This window comes from Pseudoalteromonas piscicida (assembly GCF_002208135.1).
Taxonomy (GTDB): domain Bacteria; phylum Pseudomonadota; class Gammaproteobacteria; order Enterobacterales; family Alteromonadaceae; genus Pseudoalteromonas; species Pseudoalteromonas piscicida_A.
Window position 1 is genome coordinate 3,449,834 of record NZ_CP021646.1, and the last position, 24,752, is coordinate 3,474,585.

Below are 24,752 nucleotides of genomic sequence, written 5' to 3' on the forward strand. Positions count from 1 at the left end.
GTTAAGTCGGATGTAGTTGTGTGGAGACGATTATCTTCCCTGACGTGCTTCATAAATCTTTCTCGCGACAATGTCTAGTTCGCTCTTATAAGTTATACCGTACCAATGTGATTTAGCTTGATAGACCGACACTGATTGTAGGCCCGCATTGATACTGTGTTGGATACAATCCGGCAGATAATACTCTTTTTTGACACCGTTGTCATAATTCCTTAAAAACGCATTAAATCCCGCTTCTAGTGAATCAAAAAGTGACCGCGTAACGCCCCAACAGGTCATCGAAGCAAGCGCCGAGTTTTCGATCTTACACCGCTTACCTGCAATATCACCTGACAACTCGCCGTTTTCAAGGCGAATATCTAACGCCTCTTCAACCGAGTGTAGTTGTTGCGCCTGTACCTGACAAACACCACGGTTTACTCCGCCCTGCTCTGATAAGGTATTCATAATTGGGTATGCGACCATCGCCATATTGGTATGATGCTGAAAATGTTCAACAAGCTGCTCAAATGCATCAGGGCCGTAATAATCATCCGCCGTAATAACTATCGCTGGTTTATCAACATATGGTTTTGCACACAACAGCGCATGCCCTGTGCCCCATGGTTTTTCTCGCCCGGCTAAACAGTCGATAAATTCACTTGGAATATCGCTAAGCCGCTGCTGTACTAAAGTGATGTTCAGCGCCTTCGGCAATCTCGGTAATATCACATTTTCGATTAGGCTTCGCACTTTGTCATTAATGATCAAAATAACATCGCGCACGCCGGCATGATACGCGTCAATTATGCTCAATTCCATAATGCTTTTATCGATACTTGGCAGCGCGGCAACCTGCTTATTACCACCAAAACGGCTTCCTAATCCACCTGCCAAAATGATCAGCGTGGGGGGTTGTTCGATTCTTATCATTGAAAAAATATCAAAACTCAAATAAGCGGATAAGTGTACTGAGCTTTTGCACAGAATAAAAGCAATTGCGAGGAAAGGCGTCCTCGCAATTAGTCTTACACCAGTGTGAACTAGCTAAACTTTTGGCATAAGTACTTTATTTCCTGGTATTCAAGCAGTCCTTCCTGTGCCCCTTCTCGGCCAAGACCGGAAAACTTCACGCCACCAAAAGGCGCTACAGGATTAGATATAATCCCTTCATTAATCCCAACCATGCCATACTCAAGCGCTTGACTTACTCGCCTTATTTGATTGCCATCATTTGAATAAAAATAAGCAGCAAGCCCTTCCGGCACAGAGTTTGCCATTCTTACAACTTCATCTTCACTCTCAAAATCAATAATACTGACAATCGGTGCAAAAATCTCTTCATGGAAGATCCGCATCGTGCTATTCACACCCGTGATAACTACCGGAGCCATAAATTGGCCGCTTTGTTTATCACCTTGATAAGCGATGCTCGCACCTTTAGCTAACGCATCTCCCAACAGATCCTGTGCTTTTTGTTTGGCTTCAAGTGAAATGAGCGGCCCGATATCAACACCTTGCTCTAAACCATTTCCCAAGCTGAGCGCGCTAACCTGCTGGGTGAGCGTATTAAGTAGCTCTGCCGCGATACCTTTCGCGACAAACACGCGATTTGCAGCCACACAAGTTTGTCCTGCATTTCTAAACTTCGCTGCCATCAAACCACTTACCGCGTGCTCAACATCAGCACTGTCGAAAACAATAAAGGGTGCATTACCACCAAGCTCCATTGATGTTCTTTTCACCGTGTCGGCACATTGCTTTAACAACGCACTCCCCACTGGTGTAGACCCCGTGAACGTGAGTTTTCGCACGTGTGGTGACGCAGTAAGATGTGCAACTAACCCTTTAGAGTCACTAGTCACTAATACCTGAAAAGCGCCAACTTCCATTCCAGCCTGGATAGCCAACTTGGCAAGCGCTATAGCCGCAAGCGGAGTTTTCTCAGAAGGCTTTAGAATAAAACTACAGCCCGCGGCATAAGCTGGTGCTACTTTTCTAGTGATCATCGCCAGTGGAAAATTCCACGGTGTGATCCCAAGTACAACACCAACCCCTTGCCTAATGGTAGTTAGTTCATGTGATTGAGAATGACTAGGAATAACCTGACCATAAGCACGCTTGGCTTCTTCACTATACCATTCAATAAATCCAGCAGCATAATCCGCCTCTGCAAGTGCCTCTTTTAGCGGCTTACCTTGCTCCTTAGTGACGATTTCAGCCAATACCTGACGATGCTCTACTACCAGCTCGTACCATTTTCTAAGAACTTGGCTGCGGGCGTGTGCTGTCGTGCTAGCAAGTTTTTCAAAGGTTTCAACCGCTGCTTGTAGCGCTTTATCAGCTGCCTGATTATCTGCCTCAGAAACCTGAGCAAGGTGCTCTCCAGTTGCAGGGTTGACCACCTCGACTTGCATTTTACTATGATGTGCTTGGCCATCGATAAGTGAAAATTCGGGATTACTGATGAGTGACATAGCGTTCCTCCTAGAAAAGCAAAAAGCCGTAGTATAAGACTACGGCTTTTATAAAATTTGTCGCTAACAACCTAGGTTGTTAGCAGCACTTAATGGTCTTCATTAACGATATTGAGATTGTACTTTGGAATTTCAACCACCAAGTCTTCATCACTAATAATAGCTTGGCAACCTAAACGAGACTCCGCCTCTAGACCCCAAGCTTTATCTAGCATGTCATCTTCTAACTCATCGCTTTCTTCAAGTGAGTCAAAACCTTCACGAATAACGATATGGCAAGTGGTACATGCGCATGATTTTTCACACGCATGTGGAATACTGATACCATTTTTCAACGCCACATCGAGTACAGTTTCACCTGTTTTCGCTTCGATTGCAGCACCTTCCGGACATAACTCTTCATGGGGTAAAAAGATAATTTGTGGCATATTACACCTCGTCTACCGACTGCCCTTGCAGTGCCTTTTTAATTGATTGGTCCATTCGGCGTGAAGCAAAATCACTACTCGCCTGATCGACTGCTTCGATCGCCTTTTTAATCTGCTCTGGATTGTCTGCACTTTCGCGAATTTGTGCAAGTTCAATCATTGCACCGCGAAGCGTATTGAGTTCATCTTCTGCCAACAGATGACCGTCTGTTGCGAGCGATGCCTCTAACGCCTCCAACACACGCAGTGCTTCAACCTGCTGCTCTTTAAGCATACGAGCACTCATGTCTTCTTTGGCATTACTCATCGAATCTTTTAACATTTGCGCCACTTGGTCATCACTCAAACCAAACGACGGTTTTACTTGGATCTCAGCCTGCACGCCTGTCGACTTTTCTTCAGCTGAAACACTCAGCAGACCATCAGCATCAACTCTAAAAGTGACTCGAATATGTGCAGCGCCTGCCGCCATTGGCGGAATGCCTTTCAGACTAAATTTAGCCAAGCTACGACAATCATCAACTAGCTCACGCTCACCTTGCAATACATGTAACGACATGGCCGTTTGACCATCTTTAAAGGTGGTAAACTCTTGTGCGCGTGCAACTGGAATAGTGGTATTGCGCGGAATGATTTTTTCAACCAGTCCACCCATAGTTTCTAGACCTAAAGACAATGGCAACACATCAAGCAGTAACATATCAGAGTCTGGCTTGTTGCCCACTAAAATATCTGCTTGGATAGCAGCACCTAATGCCACTACACGGTCTGGATCGATTGATGTTAGCGGCTCTTTGGCAAAGAAATTACCTACTTCTTCGCGCACCACAGGCATACGAGTCGAACCACCCACCATCACAACCTGCAAGACTTCCTCTTGTGTCACACCGGCGTCTTTTAACGCACGGCGACAAGAGCGTAAAGTCTTTTTAACCAGTGGCATTGCCATTTCAGCAAATGCTTGACGCGTGATCGTAACAACAAACTTTTGCTCGCGAACTGGTAGCTCTACGTTTACCGTTTCGTAGCTTGAAAGCGCTTCTTTACAGGCTCTTGCCTTATTGATAAATAAGCGTAGTTCTTTTGGATTTAAATCAAATAGTTGAGTTTGTTGTTTGAAAAAATCGACCAACAACGAATCAAAGTCGTCACCGCCGAGGCTAGAATCACCACCCGTTGATAATACCTCAAACACGCCTTGGTTTAGGCGTAAAATAGAAATATCAAACGTACCGCCGCCAAGATCATAAACCGCAATCACACCTTCTTGATCAGAGTCTAGGCCGTATGCAACCGCTGCCGCAGTCGGCTCGTTAAGGAGTCTCAGTACTTTTAGACCAGCAAGCTCGGCTGCGTCCTTTGTACTTTGTCTTTGCGCATCATCAAAATACGCAGGTACGGTGATCACTGCACCCATCACATCTTCACCAGCGAAGCTATCAATAGCACGTTGGTGTAATGTTTTTAAAATTTCAGCGGAGGCTTGTACTGGGCTTACGGCACCCGCTACGGTTGCAATAGCAAGCGAACCGTTGTTATCGACAAAGTTATAAGGCAATTGACCGTAACTTTGTTCTATTTCAGCCTGCGTTTTACCTAAAAAACGTTTTACTGAAATAAGCGTATTCGTTGGATCTTCAGCAGAAGCTGCTTGAGCTTGTTCACCAACGATAACCTCAGAGTCTGTATACCTTACTACCGAAGGCAGCATAGGTTTACCCATTAAGTCGCTGAGGGTTTTCGTTTCGCCACTTTGTACTGTCGCCACAAGAGAGTTGGTGGTACCTAAGTCAATACCAATCGCTAATTTATGCTCATGAGGTGCCGCGCTCTGCCCCGGCTCAGCAATTTGCAATAATGCCATAATGCTCTTTTCACTTTAACGTTTGTTGATGCTATACATCATCAATCGAATAATTCATCTTCGATACGTGCTAATTCGTCGCGTAACTTGTAGACAAACTTTAGCTTACGAATATTGTCTGCTGCCGCTTCTAATATACTCATATCATCGCTTTGAAGCTGCTCGGCAAGGGAGGCGCTAAACTCTGTATCTAACGCTTTGATTTGTGTTTCGAACTCTGCAATCGCGCCATCAGTATCCGCCGCATTAGGTAATTCTTCTAACGCTTCACGCAACTCCATTTGTTGCATTAAAAACATCGGGTCTTGCAAAGTTTGTTGCTCTGCGCGTATGTCTACACCCTTTTCACTTAGCATATACTCAGCGCGTTTAACTGGATGTTTGAGCACCGCTAGCGCGTCATTGATCTCTGCGGTTTTCTGTACTGCGAGTAACTTCTCGCGCTCACTTTTACCAGCGAACCTATCTGGGTGAACTGCACGCTGTAGCTCTAAATAACCTTGATTTAGTTTGTTTAAATCAACGTGATAATCAACAGGTAAATCAAATAATTCAAAATAACGCATACGCACCTAATACAGCAAAGCCCTACCAAGGCAGGGCTTTAAGCTATTCACTGTTGCAAACTATACGGTGAAGCTTTCGCCACAGCCACATTCGTCTTTCTGATTCGGGTTATTGAACTTAAACCCTTCATTCAGACCTTCTTTTGTGTAATCAAGCTCAGTGCCATCGATATAAACTAAACTTTTTGCATCAACGATGATTTTGACATCTTTGTCTTCAAATACTTCATCGCCTTCGTCTAAATCGTCGACAAATTCAAGAACATAAGCAAGACCTGAACAGCCCGTGGTTTTAATACCAACGCGCAGCCCTATGCCTTTTCCACGGTTACTCAAAAAGGCTAATACGCGATTAGCGGCTGCATCTGTTAACGTCACTGCCATAATAGTCTCTTACTTCGCTTGTTTACTCTTGTAATCTGCAATTGCAGCTTGAATCGCATCTTCTGCCAAAATTGAGCAGTGGATTTTCACTGGCGGCAACTCAAGCTCAGCACTGATATCAGTGTTTTTGATAGTCGCAGCTTCTTCTAACGATTTGCCTTTCACCCACTCGGTCACAAGGGATGATGATGCGATCGCGCTACCACAACCATATGTCTTAAATTTCGCATCTTCGATGATGCCAGCTTCAGAAACTTTAATTTGTAGTTTCATTACGTCGCCACACGCAGGTGCCCCCACCATGCCCGTTGCTACGCTTGGATCGTTCTTGTCTAAAGAACCTACGTTACGTGGATTCTCAACGTGGTCGATAACTTTATCACTGTAAGCCATAACTATTTCCTCACTACCTGCTTGCGGCTGGATTGTATCCAGCCAGCGGCTAAAACTTGCTTAATGGTGTGCCCATTCAACGCTATCTAAATCGATGCCATCTTGGTGCATTTCCCAAAGCGGTGACATCTCACGTAAGCGACCAATAGAATTCTTAAGAAGATTGACGGTGTAATCGATCTCTTCTTCTGTCGTAAAACGACCAATACTAAAACGGATAGAGCTGTGTGCTAATTCGTCATTACGGCCTAGAGCACGCAATACATAAGATGGCTCTAAGCTTGCTGATGTACATGCAGAACCAGAAGAAACCGCAATGTCTTTTACCGCCATTAGTAGACTCTCGCCTTCAACAAAGTTGAAGCTGATGTTTACAATACCTGGTACCGATTGGTCGATAGCACCATTAAAATAAACTTCGTCCATATCCATCAAGCCGTCCAACAGACGCTGACGGAGCGCACTAATGTGTGCATGGTCTTTTTCAAAGTCTTGCTTGGCAATTCTAAATGCAGTACCCATGCCCACGATTTGGTGAGTTGCAAGAGTACCTGAACGCATACCGCGCTCATGACCACCACCGTGCATTTGTGCTTCTAAACGCGCGCGTGGCTTACGGCGTACGTACAATGCACCGATACCTTTAGGGCCGTAAACTTTGTGGCCAGAAAATGACATAAAGTCTACTTTCAATGTTTGTAGGTCAATTAATACCTTGCCAGCACTTTGCGCCGCATCAACATGGAACATGATCTTGCGCTCACGACACATCTCACCGATAGTCGCGATGTCTTGAATAACACCTAGCTCGTTATTAACGTGCATTACGCTCACCAAAATAGTGTCTTCGCGCATGGTTGCTTCAAGCTTTTTCAGGTCAAGTAAGCCGTTATCTTCAACATCCATATACGTCACTTCAAAGCCTTGACGCTCAAGCTCACGACACGTGTCTAGCACTGCTTTATGTTCTGTACGAACTGTGATGATGTGCTTACCTTTCTTTTTGTAGAACTGTGCTGCACCTTTGATTGCAAGGTTGTTTGACTCTGTTGCACCAGATGTGAAAACGATTTCACGCGGATCTGCGTTGATTAAATCAGCGATATCATTACGCGCCTGATCAACCAGTTCCTCTGCTTGCCAACCGAAACGGTGTGAACGAGAAGCTGGATTACCAAAGTTACCATCCATTGTCAGGCACTGCATCATTTCGTCTGCAACACGCTGATCAACCGGAGCGGTTGCTGCATAATCTAGATATATCGGTAATTTCATTTATCTCTCCGCTTGACGTCAACCTAGAGTTGACAGCTCACTTGAATATTGTCTAATTGCTCGATAACACGTTTAACGTGCTTATCTTGCCGCGTTGCAACGGACTGTACGTCTGTATCGGCGACTAACTCGGCTAGGGAAATACTGTTTAAAAACTCTTCAATTCGCACACTTAAGTCAGACCACAATGAATGAGTCAGGCAGCGCATACCGCTTTGGCAACCGCCGCCTTCACCGTGACAACGTGTTGCGTCAACAGACTCGTCAACGGCATTAATCACATCACCGACGGAAATTGTGTGTGCATCACGGCCTAATAAATAGCCGCCGCCTGGACCACGTACAGAGCTTACTAAACCATGTTTACGTAGACGGGCAAATAATTGTTCAAGGTAAGATAGCGAAATCTCTTGTCGTTCAGAGATATCTGCTAGTGGAACAGGGCCAATACCTGCGTGTAACGCAACATCTAACATTGCTGTTACGGCGTATCTGCCTTTTGATGTTAGTTTCATGCATAGCCCCCGCTAATTTACCAAGCCGCAAATTTTAATTACTTGACTAAGATAGTCAAGTATTAACCAAGCATAATAACGGCTTTAAATCTGCAACCCTCGTATGCCTACCCGAAATACCCGAGTAATTTAATCAAGTATTATGGATATTGTAATTACCTGAGTATTTTAGTCAAGTATTAGTGATGAAGATTTATGCAAGATTTCACAAAGGGAATGGTTGATATTTAGACAATAGAAATGTAACAGTATTGGCGCGCTGACTTGGCCAATACTGTTATCTTGTTTAGTTTACTTGTTAGTGGATTTATCTATTGAGCTTAGGATCCCACGTAGAATATTAAGTTCTTGATCTTCCGGTCTAGCGCGGTTGAACAAACGCTTTAGTTTGGTCATCACCATGCCCGGATGCTGCTTGATGATAAAGCCGGTGTCATTCAAGGTATTTTCAAGATGCTCGTAGAATAATTCCATCTGCTTTGATGATGGGTAAATCGCTTCATCCACTTCTTCTGACTGCTTTTGTTGCGTGTCTAGGTATGTCATGCGAGTTTCGTAGGCCAAAGTTTGCACTGCCATCGCAAGGTTAAGCGAACTATATTCAGGATTAGCTGGAATACACACATGATAGTTGCACAATTGCAGCTCTTCGTTCGTCAGACCACTATTTTCACGACCAAACACAAGCGCTACAGGACCATTCACCGACTCAGCCACCAATTTTTGTGCACACTCACGCGGATCTACCATCGGCCATGATAAAGTACGCGAGCGCGCACTGGTACCAATAGTTAACGCGCAATCAGCGATCGCCTCTTGAAGCGTATCGACTTTAGTTGCCGCACCCAACACGTCGGTTGCGCCAGCCGCCAATGCACTTGCATGGCTGTCCACTTCACATGCAGGATCAACTAAATAAAGCTTAGATAACCCCATCGTCTTCATTGCTCTCGCTACAGAGCCAATATTGCCAGAGTGTGAGGTGTTCACTAATACAATTCGAATATCTTCTAAAGCCATTTACACGAGTCTCAAACAAAAATAATGGCGCAGTGTAGCATATCTCATTTGCGTTTATCCAAGCTCCACAACCAGAAATTAAAAACCTTTGCACAGCAACGGAGTATAAAAAACAACCAGACAAATTCACAATTGGTTATTTACTTTAGAGAAAAAACCGCTAGAATACGCCGGCTCAAAATGATCCTGTTCTTTTACAACCTAAAGGTAATGCTATGCATCCAATGTTGAACATTGCGGTACGCGCTGCGCGTAACGCAGGTAAGATTATCCTACGTGCAAGTGAAGATTTATCGCGCGTTGAAGCCACTCAAAAAGGCACTAATGATTTAGTAACAAACATCGATACAGATGCGGAATCAATCGTTCGTGACACAATTTTAAAATCTTACCCTGATCACTCTATTGTTGGTGAAGAATTTGGTCATCACGAAGGCAAAGATGCAGACTACCTTTGGGTTATCGATCCTTTAGACGGTACGACTAACTTTGTTAAAGGTATCCCCCACTACGCTGTTTCTATCGCGCTAAAAGTCAAAGGCCGCGTAGAGCAAGCTGTGGTATACGATCCAATCCGCGATGAATTATTTACCGCATCTCGTGGTCAAGGCGCACAGCTAAACAACAAACGTATTCGTGTATCTAAGTCTATTGAATTACAAGGCACTGTGCTTGCAACAGGTTTCCCTTTCAAGCAAAAGCACCACATGGACGCCTACCTAGAAGCATTCAAAGCATTATTCATTCATACCGCTGACATCCGCCGTGCAGGTTCTGCAGCACTCGATATGGCGTATGTTGCAGCAGGTCGTATGGATGGCTTCTTTGAAATTGGCCTTAAGCCTTGGGATACAGCAGCTGGTGAGCTGTTAGTAAAAGAAGCTGGTGGTATGGTCACTGACTTTGCAGGCGGTGCTAACTTTAACCGTAGCGGCAACATCATCTGTGGCGCACCTAAGCTCTGCCAAGCGATTGTAAAAGAAATTCGTCCAGTATTAACTGAGTCATTGTTAAAATAATAACTCTGACTTAGATGAAAAAACCCAAGCACTGCTTGGGTTTTTTTGTATCTGATTCAGTCTAAGAATAACAATAGTAAGAGCTAACTGTTATTCCAAACTCAGGTATTTAAGCTAAGCGCCGGATACCTACTTAATTTCCACACGGGCTGAGCGCATCACGATTTCATCGTTTAGCTCAATACCAAGCCCCGGCTCTTCTGACACGGTAAAGATACCGTTCTTAGGCTGTGGATCTTGCAAGCATAGCTCTCTGTTCCACTTTTTAATTGCGTAAGTATGGTGCTCGTGGATCAGGAAGTTTGGGATCGCGGTTTCCAAGTGTAGTGACGCTGCGGTTGCTACTGGGCCGCCACAGACGTGCGCCTGAATACGGATATCAAAGATATCAGCGTAGTCACATACCTTCTTAGTTTCCGTAAAGCCACCACATAAGCCAATATCTGGCTGCAGTACATCAATACTTTGATCTTCAAAATAAGGACGAACGCCCCAACGATTATACAAACGCTCACCACCAGCAATTGGCACTGAAGTCTTATTTGCTACCTTTGCATGTAAAGAGTGGTTAAGATAATTCACTGGCTCTTCATAATACATACAATCAAATTCTTCAGCGATGTCCGCAATTTGAATGGCCGATGTCGCGCCCGGTAAGCTGTGGCATTCAAAAATAATGTCCACTTCATCACCTACCGCTTCACGTATAGCTTTCATTCTTGCACGGTATAATTTCATTTCCGCGCGCGAGATAAGTTTAGTTCTATCGTAATAGGTATTGCCATCTTTATCGTACTGGATGGGGTCAACTTTAACCGCATCGTACCCTTCAGCAATGGCTTTGTGAGCCGCTTCAGCATATTCGTGAGGTTGAACTAGTGCTTTAAACTCGCTGTCCCAGTCAAACTGTAATTGTGAGGCATAGGTACGAAGCTCGGGATTCACTTTACCACCAAGCAACTGATAAACAGGTAGGTTTAAGGCTTTACCTTTAATATCCCAAAGCGCGGTATCTATTGCTGACATAGCCGCATATACCACAGGCCCGCCACCTAAACCCCAAAAGCTTTCTCTCAGCATACGCGACCATAGCAATTCGGTTTGAAAAGGGTCGTGACCAATCAAAAAGGCTTCAGCCATTTCTTTGATCATACTGGCCGCTGCGCTGTGACCGAGGTCGTATGCAAGCCCAGCTTCACCAACCCCTGAGATACCTTCATCGGTGTGAATACGAACAAAAACGGGTGTCCAAGCAGGTCTATCTGGACAATGAATATCGAAAACTTCGACGCGATTAACTTTCATGTTGACTCCTATTGAGCAAAGCTTGGGTCTAGGCGGTAAGCTTTACGAAGCATTGCAGGCCATGCTAATTGACCACCGGTGCTACCGCTATGCACGACATTCGCTTGGTTATAAATGTTATCAATAATGGGCTGTGGTACAGGTACCGCTTGTTGTCCCGTTGCTTGAATCGCAACTTGGATTTCGCATGCACGCTGTAAGTCATAAAAACGCATAAAGGCATCGCCTACCGTTGGTCCAACAGTTAAACCACCATGGTTCACGAGCAGCATGTGATTGGTTGTACCTAAGTCATCTTGCAAGCGCTTTTTCTCATCCATATTCACCGCTAAACCTTCATAGCCGTGATAAGACAGTGATGGTAAGGAGAACATACTATGCTGACTCAAAGGCAATAAACCACACTCTAGGCTCGCCACTGCAATCGTCTCTTTGGTATGGAGGTGGATAACGCAATGCGCATCTTCTCGCACCTCATGGATTGCACTGTGAATAGTAAAACCCGCCGGATTAATCTTAAATGGCGTATCATCAAGAATATTCCCTTCAAGATCGACCTTCACTAAATTAGAAGCGGTGACTTCATCAAATGTCAGGCCGAAGGCGTTTACTAAATAATGATCCGTACCCGGCAAACGCGCCGACATATGCGTATAAATTAGATCTCCCCAACGAAAGTGCTCAACCAGTCGATAGCAAGCGGCAAGGTCAACACGCAGTTGCCATTCTTCTGCGCTTACTTTGTCTTTTAAATTTAACTGAGGTAATTCGAACATGGGGATCCCTTATTTACTCCACATTTGGATGTATAGAAGTCTAAATTAGCTTAATTATATCTTCAACTAAAAACCACCGCGAACGGTGGCTTTTTATCATCTTTGATATCTAACTTTGATGTTATTCAACTTTAGATAGATACTCTGCAATCGCATCGATTTCAGCGTCAGTGACATTGGCAACCATCGCCTTCATCGCCGCTGACATACCATTATTACGTTTACCTGATTTGATATCTTTCATTTGTGCGGCCAAGTACTCTTTATTTTGACCATTTAGCTTTGGATACAGAGGCATGATTGGTGCTTTACCTTCTGCACCATGACAGGTTTGACACATCTTCGCTGTATACAATGCTTTACCATCTGCAGCCATTGAACTTGCTGAACCTAGTGCGCAAATTGCCACCGTAGTCCCTACTAGTAGTTTTTTCATCTTGCTCATATCATTACTCTTTTTATTGACGGTTAACGTTGTAAGTCAGTGTAGACTAAAGTTTGACCTAAAGCCTAATCACTACCACATCAAATCATCTGGGACTTCAAAGTCAGCGTAAGGGTCATCCTCATCCCCTTGCTGATTATCCTCTACGTGGAAAACGATATACTTCTCGTCTACCTCTGCAATCTTTCTGGCTGGTTCATCTTGTAACACGTAGAACTGTCCTTCTAAAACACAAATCGCTAAACGCCCCTTTGATAACGCCTTTTGTGTTTCTGAATTAACTTCTAACTCCTTCACCTTATTTTGGTATGTGAAGTTAAAGGTCACATTGCCGCGGATCTCATCTTGGTTATGATGCTCTAAGATCTGCTTCACGCGAGCAATTTGTTCTTTGTCTTTAAGTGTTTCTTGCTTCGCTTTGTTTAGCTCTTCGGCACGCTTTTGCTGCTCGAGCTTTGTTTGCTCAATATGTTTTTGAAGGTCTGTTTGGTCGCTCGTTGCGCCCTTTTTCTTTTTCTTCTGCTGCTTACGCTTTTGTGTTTTTGCAACTTTCGCTTTGTGCTCAGTTGTTAGGCCAGCTTTTAGCAACTGATCTTGCAGTGAACCCATCATGCAACTCCGTAAAATAGACTTTTCACTATTTTAACTCAGCTATTTCGATTGGCCAGAGAGGAATCGGTCAATCTAATGTAAAACTACCAAAATTATTTTTGCGCATCGTGATTTAGCGCAAAAAATTGTCATCTAGTTTGCTTTAATTTAAGCTGACTCATCGAAATTAAAAGCCTTATCACTTAATGCCTGTCATTCATCTATTGCTCTGCTCTGTTACCATTTTTTTTGTGCTTTATGCACCACAGCCACTGCTAGCTGAGTTTGCAGAGCTATTTAGCGTGTCGGCGTCCGATGCTGGCATGCTGATGTCAGCAACGATGCTACCTCTCGCTATCGCACCAATCTGCTACGGATTATTACTGGCAAAGTCCAACCCGCTACGCATTTTAAAATGGACTATGCTGCTATTGGCACTCAGCAGTTTAGCATTTGCTTCAATGACTTCATTTTCAGGGCTATTGTTTACTCGGTTAATTCAAGGGCTATTATTACCCGCGGCACTCACTGCAATGACGGGTTATATTGGCCAACAGTTTAGCGGCGCTCAACTGAAAACGAATATGAGCCTCTATATTGGGAGTACGATAGCTGGAGGCTATTTTGGTAGAACCCTTGCAGCCAACTTTGCAGCCTGGTTCGAGTGGCAAAATTTCTATTACCTAAACGCATTATTATTGATTGTGCTGGCGTTTAGCATTCGAGCCAGTAAAAATAAGCCACCGATAATACAAGCCACCAGGATCCGTGAATACTTAGCACCGCTCAAGCAAGCGCGCCTAGTAAGATTGTATAGCTCTGTGTTTTGTATGTTTTTTTGCTTCGCGGGCCTACTCAATTTTCTACCTTTTATACTGAAGTACGACTTTAATTTAACCGACCCCAGTAAAGTGGGCTGGGTCTATACAGGCTATTTAGTTGGCGCTTTAGGGTCTATCATTACGCCTTGGCTACAAGGTAAGTTTCATTCTACCTGGCGCTTTTTAGCTGTGATGTTCCTTATCTATGCCACAACCATTGCACTTTTACCCGTGGCGTCTATCTTCTTTTTTGTGATCTTATTTACGCTATTCTGCGCCTGTATGTTTGTGATCCATTCAACCGCTGCACCATTAGCCAACGGTATTAGTCAGGCTCCAGCAACCGTCACCAATGGCGCTTATGTTTCGTTTTATTATTCAGGAGGCGTGCTGGGCTCTTATCTTCCGGGTTTGATTTATGAGCAAGCTGGTATCACTTGGTTTTGTGCGTCACTTTTTATCGTATGTACAGTCGGCTTAGTGCTAAGTTTGAGAAACACAGTCAACCCAGTGAGGTGAGTGTCCAGTGACTTGCCAAAAGCGCTTTAGATCTTCGAGCGCTAACACCCAAGTTTTGGTATTCACTAGGGGATGGCACTGCCACAAGTGCGCAGATTGCAGTTCATTATCAAGCCATAATTCGACTTGTTGCTCGCTGTCGTTATGCAGTGTGAGTACTGACACACAGCCTTGTTCCACACCTAAATACTTTGCTAGCCTGTCCGTCGATGCAAAACCTAAGCGCGACACCCCTTGAGATTTAGACAGCGCTTTTAGATCTACTTGCTTATCTGCAGGAATAATAAAAAGAAAGTGTCGCTTACCATAGTTATCTCGGAGAAAGAGATTTTTCAGCCTCGTCCCCTTTCTTTCTAACTTTAGATTGTCAGCATCCAAACAAGTATGTAAAGGTGGATGCTCATAATCGAGATAGTTGATATCGAGCTGAGCGAGCCGCTCTGCAAGTGCTCTTGGATTGTTTCTGATCACAAACACTTACCTCGTAACTGAACGCTGCGCTGTCGCCAGTATACATCGGTAATTTTATGACCTCCGTTACAATAGTCCGCCTCAATCAAAGCCGGTTTTAATAAGGCCACGGCTTGCTCTTCTAGCTTGAGTTTTAGAGAGGGGGAATCTTCAATACGCTCAAACTCGGCAAAACGTTTTAGCTCTCTTCTTGATATTGGCCTACTTGAATCCAGCTCCATTCGAGGTGTTGCTTGTACCGTTACAATGAAAGCAAATTCTTTATCACCCGCTGGCGAAAGGCGCTTATGAAGAGATTGTTTTTCGATAATAAGTTCAGGCTCATCAGGCTGTGATGCACAACTTGCTAGAAGCCCAACGATGAGAATAAAAAAGATATGACGCAGAACCATAATTCGCTTAATTCGTTTTATTTTCAGTTCAGTGTAACAAAGACTATAAAAAAATAGCGAAATTTTTTGTCAGGGGTTGACGGGAATATAAAAAATGATTAAATTTCGCTTCGTCTACAGACGGAATGTGGGGCTATAGCTCAGCTGGGAGAGCGCCTGCCTTGCACGCAGGAGGTCAGCAGTTCGATCCTGCTTAGCTCCACCACTTTCCGCTTTTCTTACTTCTTACTTCTTACTTCTTACTTCTTACTTCTTACTTCTTACTTCTTACTTCTTACTTCTTACAACATTAAAACCCTAAACCAAAAAGAAAAAAGCCCAAGTCTTTCGACCCGAGCTTTGCAGTTACTTATGTCATTCTGTGTCTACCACTGAGTATGATTCTTCCATCTACTCAAGCAGCATCAGTTCATTATTCTCTGACTTGACCTTCACCATTCACTAAAAACTTTTCTGTCGTTAGCGACTCTAAACCCATAGGTCCGTACGCGTGCAATTTGGTTGTAGCAATACCGATCTCGGCACCTAAACCTAACGCTGAACCATCGCTAAAACGTGAAGAGGCGTTAACCATCACAACAGAAGCATCTACACCGCGTTGGAACAAATCGGCAGCAGCTTTGTCTTCCGTACAGATAACTTCGGTATGGTGACTACCAAAGCGATCAATATGTGCGAGCGCTGCATTAAAATCGGCTACCTGACGAACTGCAATTTCAAGACTTAAGTATTCTTCGCCAAATTCGTCATCGCTTAACTCAACTGCATTATCGAAATAGGCTATGGCTTGTTTACACGCATTAATCTTCACACCGCTTTCAGCCAGTACCGCAGCTGCCTTTGGTAAGAAAGTCGGAGCGATATCTTGATGTACAATTAACCCCTCTAGCGCATTACATACACCAGTACGCTGAGTCTTACCATTTAACAGCAGCGCCATTGCTTTATCGAGATCGGCTGCTTTATCTACATATAAATGACACACGCCTTTAAAGTGCTGGATCACTGGCACTGTACTATTCTCAGTGACGAAGTTGATTAGACCCTCACCACCACGTGGGATAATAAGGTCAATATAATCTTTTTGCTGCATCAGCTCCATTAACAATGCACGATCTGGATCTGGAATAACAGAAACCAGTGCAGCTGGTAGGTTATGCTTTTCAAGCGCCTGATGCATCGCTTTAGCAATTTCTAAAGAGCTCGCTAACGCTTCTTTACCACCACGCAAAATAACACCATTACCTGATTTAAAACACAGCGCACCGGCGTCAGCGGTGACATTGGGGCGTGCCTCATAAATCATGCAGACAACACCAAGTGGCACTCGCATTTTGCTGATTTTAATGCCATTTGGTCTTACGCCCATGTCTCTACGCGCGCCCACTGGATCATCCAATTGAATGATGGTCTCAATGCCTTCAGCCATGCTTTCAATACGCGCTTGGTTAAGCGTTAATCTATCTATCATGGCGTCACTAAGTTGATTATCACGCGCTGCAGCTAAGTCAGCTTCATTGGCTTTAATGATGGCATCGCTGTTTTCACGGATCCCTTTTGCCATATCTGCTAACACCGAATTTTTTTGCTCTGTAGATAATAGTGCTAACTGTTTCGCTGCTTTTGCAGCCTGTGCTGAAATATCTGTAATTAAACTCATGTCTTATGACTTCTCCAATAATGCAATATCTTGTTCTGAAATAACGGGCCCGATGCTATCTTGAATTCTTTCGCTGATCGGATTCTCTTCATGTTCAGTTAAAAAGTTTAATAGGCAGCTACTGTAATTCGTAGTCGCTTTGGCTAAGCGCTTACCGTCTTTACTCCTTACGAGTACGGTGTCACCAACAGAAAATTCACCTTTTACCTCAGTGATTTCATCACCACTTAACTGCCCTACCACTTGATTTTCGTTAGAGCCATAATCGCTGTCCACAACCAGCTCACCTTGCTCTGAGGCTGTGTGAGTCATCCAATGCACCGCTTCTTGCATTGGCTTGTCATAGGCTGTAAATACGGTCCCCGGATTTTTACCCGCCAACAACAATTCAAAAGTTGTTTCTTCAAAGCCGTTAACAATGTAAGTATCTATACCGTGAGACGTTGCCTTTTCAGCAGCTTCAATTTTGGTTTTCATGCCACCAGTGCCAACCTTACTTGTTGGACAACCTGCCATATCGTAGATTTCCTCAGTGATCTCTGTCACCTCTGAAATCAGTACTGCATCAGCATGTAAATTAGGGTTTTTGTTATATAAACCACTGACATCGGAGCAAATAATTAGCCCGTCGGCGTCTGCAGCCCCTGCTACCATGGCAGACAAATTATCGTTATCACCCACCTTCAGGTCGTCTGTGGTCACGGTGTCATTTTCATTGATAATAGGCAGTATTCCATGATCGAGTAAAGTGAATATTGTTTCACGAATACTGGTATATCGCTCCCTGTCACGCAGGTCGCCGTGAGTCAGTAATATCTGCGCCGAAGGGAAGTCGAAGAAACGGTCCCACGTAGCCATCATCTCGGTTTGGCCAGCTGCCGCCATCGCTTTTTTCACCGCAATGCTAGGCTGCTCTGAATTTGGAAATAAGTGCGACCCTGCCGCGACTGAACCTGAAGAGACGAGAATCACCTCGATACCTCGGGCTCGACAACGCACGATGAATTGCGCGATGCTGAGTAAATAACGGGATCGACACCCATCTTGCTCTGGAGCGATTAACGCACTCCCGATCTTGATTACTATACGTTTTGACTGTTTCATCGACATAAATTCCTGCATTAAATTAACCACCCACCCACGAGTTGGTACTCCAAATATCTCCTATTAGAAGACAACAGAAAGCGCAATGCATCGACCACAAAGTCGGCAAATAGATAAAACAAACAGACGTGCGACGGCGAAGACCTTGGTCCCATCATATCGCCACACATGCTAAACCCAGACGCAGTAACAATCGTTAACTGGCTGACATTTCACTAATAGAAGATTGATTGTGACATCAAGTACTTAACCCTTGACGTCGAGCCGCTTCCAACAGGGCCACCATGGTTTGGTGCGGCCGGAAAGGCTGTACCGCAATGAATAATTGCGTAATGAGTAGATTGTGAATGATGGCGCGATTTACTCCACGCCTTGAACGCTTATTACCTTAACGTAAGCACGGGTAAGATTGCAACCCTATCCCATGTTAATTATTTATGACGACCATAAATCAATTTTATAATACCTTATTTTCAGTAATTTATTCACTTTACCCTCATTCGCGCTGTGTTATAACTGGATGCTAGCTATACTGATAAAAATGTTGGGATAATCCAACCGGGGAGAATCTATGTCAGCAATCTACATTGCAGGTATTGCAGTATGTTCTGTAATAGCACAATGGCTTGCTTGGGCCTTTAAGGTTCCTGCAATTTTGTTTTTACTTCTTATAGGCCTTGCTTTGGGGCCATTTAGTGGCACCCTAGACCCAGATGCCTTACTCGGGGATTTACTCTTTCCCGTCGTCTCGCTTTCCGTTGCAGTTATCCTCTTTGAAGGTTCACTAACCCTCCATTTTAAAGAACTAAAAGGGATTGGTAAGGTCGTACGGAATCTCTGTTCTATCGGAATGTTGGCAACCTTTGCGGTGATAGCAACGACCGCTATTTTCGTGCTGGAACTTAACTGGCAAGTTGCCGCCGTTTTAGGCGCGGTACTTGTCGTGACCGGTCCAACGGTTATTGCCCCGATGCTCAACGCAATGCGCCCAGACAAGGATATAGATCGTATTTTACGGTGGGAAGGGATTGTAATAGACCCAATTGGGGCGCTCTTTGCGGTACTCGTATTTGAAGCCGTCTCTTTAGTTGGTGGCGAAGGTATCTTCAGTCATACCCTGTGGGCGCTCGTATCAACGCTTGGTGTTGGGATCAGTATTGGCGTCGCATCAGGTTATCTCACCACTTACCTAATAAGAAAAGAATGGCTTCCTTTTGAGCTTCACAAATTCGCTATTTTAGCGCTAGTGTTGTTTAGCTTTACGCTATCGAATCATCTGAGTCATGAGTCAGGTTTACTAGCCGTGACCATCTTTGGTATTTGGCTCGCTAACCAAGATGACTTGGAAATAGACTCAGTGTTAGAGTTTAAAGAAGATCTCTCAATGATCCTGATTTCGAGCTTATTTATCTTACTCGCGGCACGACTCAAGTTAGAAGATTTAATGCTGTTAGACACCGACGTCTTTATCTTTCTAGCTGTAGTATTATTTATTGCTCGCCCGCTGTCGATATTCTTATCAACGTTCAATACTGACCTACCGATTAAGTCTCGAATTCTGTTAAGTTGGATAGCTCCTCGAGGTATTGTAGCTGCAGCTGTAGGCTCAGTTTTTGCGCTGAGTATGACAAAGTCACAAATCGCGGATGCGGATAAAATGGTGCCGCTTATCTTCACCGTCATCATTGTTACTGTGGTACTACAAAGCTTAACGGCAACGCCTTTCGCGCGTCTTTTAGGCGTACGTCAACCCAAACCCAATACCCTACTCATCATTGGTGCAAACCATGTAGCTAGAGCAGTTGCTAAGGGCTTAAAAGACCAAAATGTTGATGTTTATCTTTCCGATCCCGCATGGGAAAACTGCAAGATGGCAAGAATGGATGGATTGCCTTGCTACTATGGTAACCCACAGTCGGAGCATGCTGAGCGTTACCTCCCGCTGACCAGCTTAAAATCAGTCCTAGCGCTTTCACCTAACCGTCACCACAACGCTTTGGGTGTACAGTACTTTTCTCACTTACTCGGCGATCAGTGTGTGTACTCGCTCAAGTCATCGACGAACCATGCCAAGGCAAACAAAGATAGCGCAACTTTCCTTTCTCGCCAAATCTTGTTTGGTGACGAAGGTAACTACGCCAAGCTAAGTAGCATGATGGCTAAGGGAGGCAAAGTGAGCGTAACTCGGATCTCAGAAGAGTTTAAATGGGAGCAGTATAAAGAGGTTAATAGTGAAGCAATTCCGCTGTTTGTGCTCACAGAGCAGAACAAAGATGAGGAACCTATGTTGATCCGTCCATTTACCTCTGACATGAAAAAGCTTCCAGAAGAAGGCGACCGCGTATTAGCGCTACAACCGCCTAAGTTAACGGTGCTTAAAGATCCTAACGCGAATAAAGAAGGCCAAATTGGTGCGAAACTTAGCAGCCAGCAAATTACTTAACATGAGGTTTGGATAAGGAATAAGTTAGCTTTACGGGCTTTATTTAGAAACAAGTAAAAGCGGCGTAAGTTACGCCGCTTTTACTTTCCACTCACAACCCACAGAAGTAATACCTATTGATTCAACGGAGTTATCCTAAACTCAGGTTATATAGGTAATCTAGCGCGCTGTACCACACTATCAGGCATTTTATCCGCCAATTGCCCTAGTGCTACCTGAATTCGCTTGTGCAGTTTTTTATCTGCAACTGCGGAATGGAACAACCATCGATAAGCATCTTCATAATCTCTAGGGCTACCATGACCTTGATTAAACACATCTACGAGTCTCAGTTGAGCGTTTAAGTTGCCAAGTGCCGCAGCTTCCCTCAGATAAGTTACAGCCATCGCTTTATCTTCTTGCACCAACTGGCCAACATCATAGTAACGACCTAATTGTTCAAGCGCCGCGGCAAGACCCTGCTCTGCAGCCCTTTTCATGTAATAAAGACCGAGCTCAACATCTCTATCAACACACACGGCATAGGCTAGCATGTCACCATAAAGAAATTGATACGAAGGTAGCGCCATAATTTCAGCACGCGCTTCAATATCTTTAACCAGCTGGCATTCATCCGCTTTAACCCGAGCAAGGTGTTGATTTTTTTCAATGAGCGCTAATAGCTCCTGCTGCGTATACAAAGGCACAGCTTCGATTGCCTCTTCTGCAGATACTTTGCTCTGTATACTGAGACTTAAGGAAACACTCAATGCTGAAGCTGCAAAATAACGAAGTAAGTAATTCATCGAAGACCCATCAAAGTAAAGCTGATTGTTTAACTATAGCAGGCTGCAAAGGCAACTTACTTGCTCTGCAGCAATATCGACACTCAAATTTGATTAAGCATTATCCGCGCCAAGGCGAAGTCTAATTTTATCATATGAGCAAACATTCGCTTATTTATCGGCAGGATGATGAAAAATTGTAGGGTAATGAACATAAAAAAAGCTGCCACAGCAGCTTTTTCTTTATCAATCGACAGCAGTATTATTCAGCAAAAGGATTGCGAACAATCATTGTCTCAACGCGGTCAGGGCCTGTTGAGATAATATCAATTGGCACGCCAGTGATTTCTTCTAAACGCTTGATATAGTTGATAGCGGCTTCTGGAAGTTGTTCAACAGAAGTTGCACCAAAGGTGTTTTCGCTCCAACCTGGCATTTCTTCGTATACTGGAGTCACTTTCTCGTAGCCTTCCGCAGCAAGAGGAGTCACATTAGTTACAGTGCCGTCTTCTAGCTGATAACCAGTACAGATTTTCACTTTTTCTAGACCATCAAGTACGTCTAGTTTAGTTAAGCAGAAACCACTGATGCTGTTGATTTGAACTGCACGGCGCATTGCCACTGCATCAAACCAACCTGTACGACGTAAACGACCAGTTGTTGCACCAAACTCGTTGCCTTTCTCACCTAAATGTTTGCCAACTGGGTCTTGTTTATCTTGACCATCGTAAAGCTCTGTAGGAAAAGGACCTGAACCAACACGAGTTGTGTAAGCTTTAACAATACCTAAAACGTAATCTAAGTGTAGAGGACCAAAACCTGCACCAGTCGCAACACCACCAGCTGTCGTGTTTGATGAGGTTACGTACGGGTAAGTACCGTGGTCAATATCAAGTAATGTACCTTGCGCACCTTCAAATAGAATGTGGTCGCCTGCATTACGCGCTTGATCAAGAAGCTCTGTAACGTCAACAATCATTGACTTAAGTACTTTTGCTACTTCCATTGCATCATCGTATGTCTTCTGGAAGTCTACTGGGTCTACTTTGTAGTAGTTAACCAAGGCAAAGTTGTGGAATTCAAGTACTTCTTTAAGCTTCGCAGCAAATTGCTCAGGGTTGAACAGATCGCCAACACGTAAACCACGGCGTGCTACCTTATCTTCGTACGCAGGACCGATACCACGGCCAGTTGTACCAATGGCTTTTTCACCACGCGCTAATTCACGCGCTTGGTCTAGTGCAACGTGGTAAGGTAAGATCAAAGGACATGCTTCGCTGACCAATAGACGCTCACGTACTGGAACGCCACGCGCTTCAAGCATGTGGATTTCTTTCATTAGTGCATCTGGTGCAAGTACTACACCGTTACCAATTACACACTTAACGTCTTCGCGTAATACACCTGATGGGATCAAGTGTAGTACCGTTTTCTCACCGTTAATTACTAGTGTATGGCCAGCATTATGTCCGCCTTGGTAGCGAACAACTAAAGAAGCCTTATCTGTAAGTAGGTCAACTACTTTACCTTTACCTTCGTCACCCCATTGGGTGCCTAATACAACGACGTTTTTACCCATTGCAAATTCACTTAGAAAAAATTAGGCGCAGATTTTACCAGAAAACCCTAGCCGAAATCACCCCAATTTGCCTAATTTTTCCGCTTTCACTGAGATTCATGATGTAAAGTATCAAGACAAATTACATAACTTATTGAAAAGGCGGATTAATCGCAGAAAATCAAGCTGCGTATTTTATTTTTATATCAAAAGAGCCATATTGTTCGGATTAATCGATAACTATCTCTTTGTTATCAAAAGTAAACTTTTATAAAACGCAAAAAGCCCAAAGGTTAGCCTTTGGGCTTTTAAAATATAGCTCAAGCTTGCTTGTGGGCGGTTAAGCTTGAGTCGCTAGCTTATAGCTCTAAATCATCTTCAACTTCAGCAAGACCTTTATCTTCCCCATCCTCAGGCATAATGACTGCTTGCGCTAGGAGCATTTCTCTTAACTTGCCTTCAATTTCGTTGGCGATCTCAACATTTTCTTTTAAGAACTTAATTGAGTTTGCTTTACCTTGACCGATTTTACTGCCGTTGTAGCTAAACCAAGCACCCGCTTTATCAACCAGTTTGTGCTTCACACCTAAGTCTATCAACTCACCTTGTTTCGACGTACCTTCGCCGTACATGATGATAAACTCAGCTTGCTTAAATGGTGGTGCTACTTTGTTTTTCACAACCTTAACGCGAGTTTCGTTACCAACAACCTCATCACCTTCTTTCACCGAACCGATACGACGAATATCAAGACGTACAGATGCATAGAATTTAAGTGCGTTACCACCAGTTGTGGTTTCTGGGTTGCCAAACATCACACCAATCTTCATACGAATTTGGTTGATGAAAATACACAATGTGTTTGAACGTTTAATATTAGCTGTCAGCTTACGTAACGCTTGTGACATGAGTCGAGCCTGCAAGCCAACGTGTGAGTCACCCATATCGCCTTCAATTTCAGCTTTAGGGGTAAGTGCTGCTACCGAGTCAATAACAACCAAATCAACCGCGCCAGAACGTACTAACATGTCACAAATTTCAAGCGCTTGTTCACCGGTGTCAGGCTGTGATACTAATAGCTCATCAACATTAACACCTAGCTTTTCGGCATAGATTGGGTCGAGTGCGTGTTCAGCATCAACGAACGCACATGTTTTGCCAAGCTTCTGCGCTTCTGCAATCGCTTGTAATGTTAGCGTTGTTTTACCTGATGATTCTGGACCATAGATTTCAACAATACGACCAGTTGGTAAGCCGCCGATACCAAGAGCAATATCCAGACCTAGTGAACCAGTTGAGATGGCTTCAATATCTAGCGCCTTGTTCTCACCCAGTTTCATGATTGAGCCTTTACCAAACTGACGCTCAATTTGTGATAGTGCTGCGTCTAATGCCTTTTGCTTGTTATCGTTCATTTGCTTCTCCAATTCAGCGTAATGACACCTAGTATACTGTATGAAATTACAGTATCAAGTAGAATTTTATGATTTTACCATCGCTATAGTGTTTTTTAATGCAAATTCAATAGCTTGAACTCTTACTTCGGACCTATTTCCAGTAAATACTTGGTGAAATGCCTGAACTTTTTCACTATTTGCAATAGCAAACCATACAGTACCTACGGGCTTATCAGCACTGCCCCCTGTCGGTCCTGCGATACCAGACACAGCAATAGCAACTTCAGCATGAGCAGCCTGCTGAGCGCCTCTGGCCATCTCCAAAACCGTTTGCTCACTCACGGCACCAAATTGCGTTAGGGTTTGTTGTGACACACCCAATAATTCGTGCTTAGCTTGATTACTGTATGTCACAAAACAACGTTCTATATATGCAGAGCTCCCTGGCGTATCTGTTAACGCATAACTCACCCCACCACCTGTACATGACTCTGCGGTAGTGATTGTTACGCCGTTATTCGTTAGAATAGCGCCCAATTGTGCCGCATATTCGGCTATCTCTTTGTAGTGCTCCATAGGAAAACCT

Annotated in this window: 25 protein-coding genes and 1 tRNA gene; 4 read left to right on the top strand and 22 right to left on the bottom strand. The window is 44.0% G+C overall.

What is annotated here, in order from left to right:
- Positions 1 to 30: 30 nt before the first annotated feature.
- The 10 genes from B1L02_RS15845 to trmJ all read right to left on the bottom strand — a co-directional run bounded on the left by B1L02_RS15845 (position 31) and on the right by trmJ (position 8,901).
- Positions 31 to 912, bottom strand: coding sequence for a nucleotidyltransferase family protein (locus B1L02_RS15845; RefSeq protein WP_167651263.1), 882 nt, complete (start codon positions 910 to 912; stop codon positions 31 to 33).
- A 110-nt stretch (positions 913 to 1,022) separates the two neighbouring features.
- On the bottom strand, positions 1,023 to 2,456 hold the full coding sequence (locus B1L02_RS15850; protein WP_088531796.1) for an NAD-dependent succinate-semialdehyde dehydrogenase: 1,434 nt from the start codon (positions 2,454 to 2,456) through the stop codon (positions 1,023 to 1,025).
- Between the two features lie 89 nt (positions 2,457 to 2,545).
- Complete coding sequence (gene fdx, locus B1L02_RS15855; RefSeq protein WP_010378974.1) at positions 2,546 to 2,884, bottom strand: ISC system 2Fe-2S type ferredoxin; 339 nt, start codon at positions 2,882 to 2,884, stop codon at positions 2,546 to 2,548.
- A gap of 1 nt (position 2,885) precedes the next feature.
- Positions 2,886 to 4,748 carry a Fe-S protein assembly chaperone HscA gene (gene hscA, locus B1L02_RS15860; protein ID WP_088531797.1) on the bottom strand — a complete coding sequence of 621 codons (1,863 nt, stop codon included), beginning with the start codon at positions 4,746 to 4,748 and terminating at the stop codon, positions 2,886 to 2,888.
- A 41-nt stretch (positions 4,749 to 4,789) separates the two neighbouring features.
- The gene (gene hscB / locus B1L02_RS15865) at positions 4,790 to 5,314 is read right to left on the bottom strand and encodes a co-chaperone HscB (protein ID WP_088531798.1); all 525 of its coding nucleotides are present in this window, start codon (positions 5,312 to 5,314) and stop codon (positions 4,790 to 4,792) included.
- Positions 5,315 to 5,374: 60 nt separating this feature from the next.
- On the bottom strand, positions 5,375 to 5,698 hold the full coding sequence (gene iscA / locus B1L02_RS15870; protein ID WP_010378967.1) for an iron-sulfur cluster assembly protein IscA: 324 nt from the start codon (positions 5,696 to 5,698) through the stop codon (positions 5,375 to 5,377).
- A 9-nt stretch (positions 5,699 to 5,707) separates the two neighbouring features.
- Positions 5,708 to 6,091 (bottom strand): Fe-S cluster assembly scaffold IscU, encoded by a 384-nt coding sequence (iscU, locus tag B1L02_RS15875; protein ID WP_088531799.1) that lies wholly within the window; start codon positions 6,089 to 6,091, stop codon positions 5,708 to 5,710.
- A 60-nt stretch (positions 6,092 to 6,151) separates the two neighbouring features.
- Positions 6,152 to 7,366: an IscS subfamily cysteine desulfurase gene (locus B1L02_RS15880; protein ID WP_088531800.1), complete on the bottom strand. Its 1,215-nt coding sequence runs from the start codon at positions 7,364 to 7,366 to the stop codon at positions 6,152 to 6,154.
- A 23-nt stretch (positions 7,367 to 7,389) separates the two neighbouring features.
- On the bottom strand, positions 7,390 to 7,881 hold the full coding sequence (gene iscR, locus B1L02_RS15885) for a Fe-S cluster assembly transcriptional regulator IscR (protein WP_088531801.1): 492 nt from the start codon (positions 7,879 to 7,881) through the stop codon (positions 7,390 to 7,392).
- A gap of 291 nt (positions 7,882 to 8,172) precedes the next feature.
- The gene (trmJ, locus tag B1L02_RS15890; RefSeq protein ID WP_088531802.1) at positions 8,173 to 8,901 is read right to left on the bottom strand and encodes a tRNA (cytosine(32)/uridine(32)-2'-O)-methyltransferase TrmJ; all 729 of its coding nucleotides are present in this window, start codon (positions 8,899 to 8,901) and stop codon (positions 8,173 to 8,175) included.
- A 215-nt stretch (positions 8,902 to 9,116) separates the two neighbouring features.
- Here trmJ and suhB point away from each other — a divergent pair, with 215 nt between their 5' ends.
- A complete protein-coding gene (suhB, locus tag B1L02_RS15895; protein ID WP_088531803.1) occupies positions 9,117 to 9,920 on the top strand; it encodes an inositol-1-monophosphatase in 804 nt (267 codons plus the stop codon).
- A 129-nt stretch (positions 9,921 to 10,049) separates the two neighbouring features.
- On the opposite strand, the gene B1L02_RS15900 is transcribed toward suhB, so the two are convergent.
- The 4 genes from B1L02_RS15900 to B1L02_RS15915 all read right to left on the bottom strand — a co-directional run bounded on the left by B1L02_RS15900 (position 10,050) and on the right by B1L02_RS15915 (position 13,055).
- Entirely contained in the window at positions 10,050 to 11,225 is a 1,176-nt protein-coding gene (locus B1L02_RS15900) for a mandelate racemase/muconate lactonizing enzyme family protein (protein WP_088531804.1), read from the bottom strand.
- Positions 11,226 to 11,233: 8 nt separating this feature from the next.
- The gene (locus B1L02_RS15905) at positions 11,234 to 12,001 is read right to left on the bottom strand and encodes a class II aldolase/adducin family protein (protein WP_088531805.1); all 768 of its coding nucleotides are present in this window, start codon (positions 11,999 to 12,001) and stop codon (positions 11,234 to 11,236) included.
- Between the two features lie 121 nt (positions 12,002 to 12,122).
- Positions 12,123 to 12,446, bottom strand: coding sequence for a c-type cytochrome (locus B1L02_RS15910; RefSeq protein ID WP_017218486.1), 324 nt, complete (start codon positions 12,444 to 12,446; stop codon positions 12,123 to 12,125).
- Between the two features lie 72 nt (positions 12,447 to 12,518).
- Positions 12,519 to 13,055: a DUF2058 domain-containing protein gene (locus tag B1L02_RS15915; protein WP_088531806.1), complete on the bottom strand. Its 537-nt coding sequence runs from the start codon at positions 13,053 to 13,055 to the stop codon at positions 12,519 to 12,521.
- 188 nt (positions 13,056 to 13,243) lie between these two features.
- On the opposite strand from B1L02_RS15915, the gene B1L02_RS15920 reads away from it, so the two are divergent.
- Entirely contained in the window at positions 13,244 to 14,377 is a 1,134-nt protein-coding gene (locus tag B1L02_RS15920; protein WP_088531807.1) for an MFS transporter, read from the top strand.
- On the opposite strand, the gene B1L02_RS15925 is transcribed toward B1L02_RS15920, so the two are convergent.
- Positions 14,342 to 14,848, bottom strand: a complete 507-nt coding sequence (locus B1L02_RS15925) for a prolyl-tRNA synthetase associated domain-containing protein (protein ID WP_088531808.1) — start codon at positions 14,846 to 14,848, stop codon at positions 14,342 to 14,344. The two genes, B1L02_RS15920 and B1L02_RS15925, sit on opposite strands and share 36 nt — an antisense overlap.
- Positions 14,845 to 15,240 (bottom strand): hypothetical protein, encoded by a 396-nt coding sequence (locus B1L02_RS15930; RefSeq protein WP_088531809.1) that lies wholly within the window; start codon positions 15,238 to 15,240, stop codon positions 14,845 to 14,847. Before B1L02_RS15930 ends, B1L02_RS15925 begins: the two co-directional genes overlap by 4 nt.
- A gap of 129 nt (positions 15,241 to 15,369) precedes the next feature.
- Here B1L02_RS15930 and B1L02_RS15935 point away from each other — a divergent pair.
- A tRNA-Ala gene (locus B1L02_RS15935) sits at positions 15,370 to 15,445 on the top strand.
- Between the two features lie 207 nt (positions 15,446 to 15,652).
- Here B1L02_RS15935 and B1L02_RS15940 read toward each other — a convergent pair.
- Together B1L02_RS15940 and proB are read right to left on the bottom strand one after the other, a co-directional pair.
- Positions 15,653 to 16,900, bottom strand: coding sequence for a glutamate-5-semialdehyde dehydrogenase (locus B1L02_RS15940; protein WP_088531810.1), 1,248 nt, complete (start codon positions 16,898 to 16,900; stop codon positions 15,653 to 15,655).
- 3 nt (positions 16,901 to 16,903) lie between these two features.
- The gene (proB, locus tag B1L02_RS15945) at positions 16,904 to 18,010 is read right to left on the bottom strand and encodes a glutamate 5-kinase (protein ID WP_410477288.1); all 1,107 of its coding nucleotides are present in this window, start codon (positions 18,008 to 18,010) and stop codon (positions 16,904 to 16,906) included.
- A 565-nt stretch (positions 18,011 to 18,575) separates the two neighbouring features.
- Here proB and B1L02_RS15950 point away from each other — a divergent pair.
- Positions 18,576 to 20,447: a cation:proton antiporter gene (locus tag B1L02_RS15950; RefSeq protein ID WP_088531812.1), complete on the top strand. Its 1,872-nt coding sequence runs from the start codon at positions 18,576 to 18,578 to the stop codon at positions 20,445 to 20,447.
- Between the two features lie 146 nt (positions 20,448 to 20,593).
- On the opposite strand, the gene B1L02_RS15955 is transcribed toward B1L02_RS15950, so the two are convergent.
- The 4 genes from B1L02_RS15955 to B1L02_RS15970 form a co-directional block, all read right to left on the bottom strand.
- Complete coding sequence (locus tag B1L02_RS15955) at positions 20,594 to 21,232, bottom strand: tetratricopeptide repeat protein (protein ID WP_088531813.1); 639 nt, start codon at positions 21,230 to 21,232, stop codon at positions 20,594 to 20,596.
- A 241-nt stretch (positions 21,233 to 21,473) separates the two neighbouring features.
- Positions 21,474 to 22,790: an adenylosuccinate synthase gene (locus tag B1L02_RS15960; protein ID WP_088531814.1), complete on the bottom strand. Its 1,317-nt coding sequence runs from the start codon at positions 22,788 to 22,790 to the stop codon at positions 21,474 to 21,476.
- A 338-nt stretch (positions 22,791 to 23,128) separates the two neighbouring features.
- On the bottom strand, positions 23,129 to 24,184 hold the full coding sequence (recA, locus tag B1L02_RS15965; RefSeq protein WP_088531815.1) for a recombinase RecA: 1,056 nt from the start codon (positions 24,182 to 24,184) through the stop codon (positions 23,129 to 23,131).
- 66 nt (positions 24,185 to 24,250) lie between these two features.
- Positions 24,251 to 24,742 (bottom strand): CinA family protein, encoded by a 492-nt coding sequence (locus B1L02_RS15970; protein WP_088531816.1) that lies wholly within the window; start codon positions 24,740 to 24,742, stop codon positions 24,251 to 24,253.
- Positions 24,743 to 24,752: the final 10 nt, after the last annotated feature.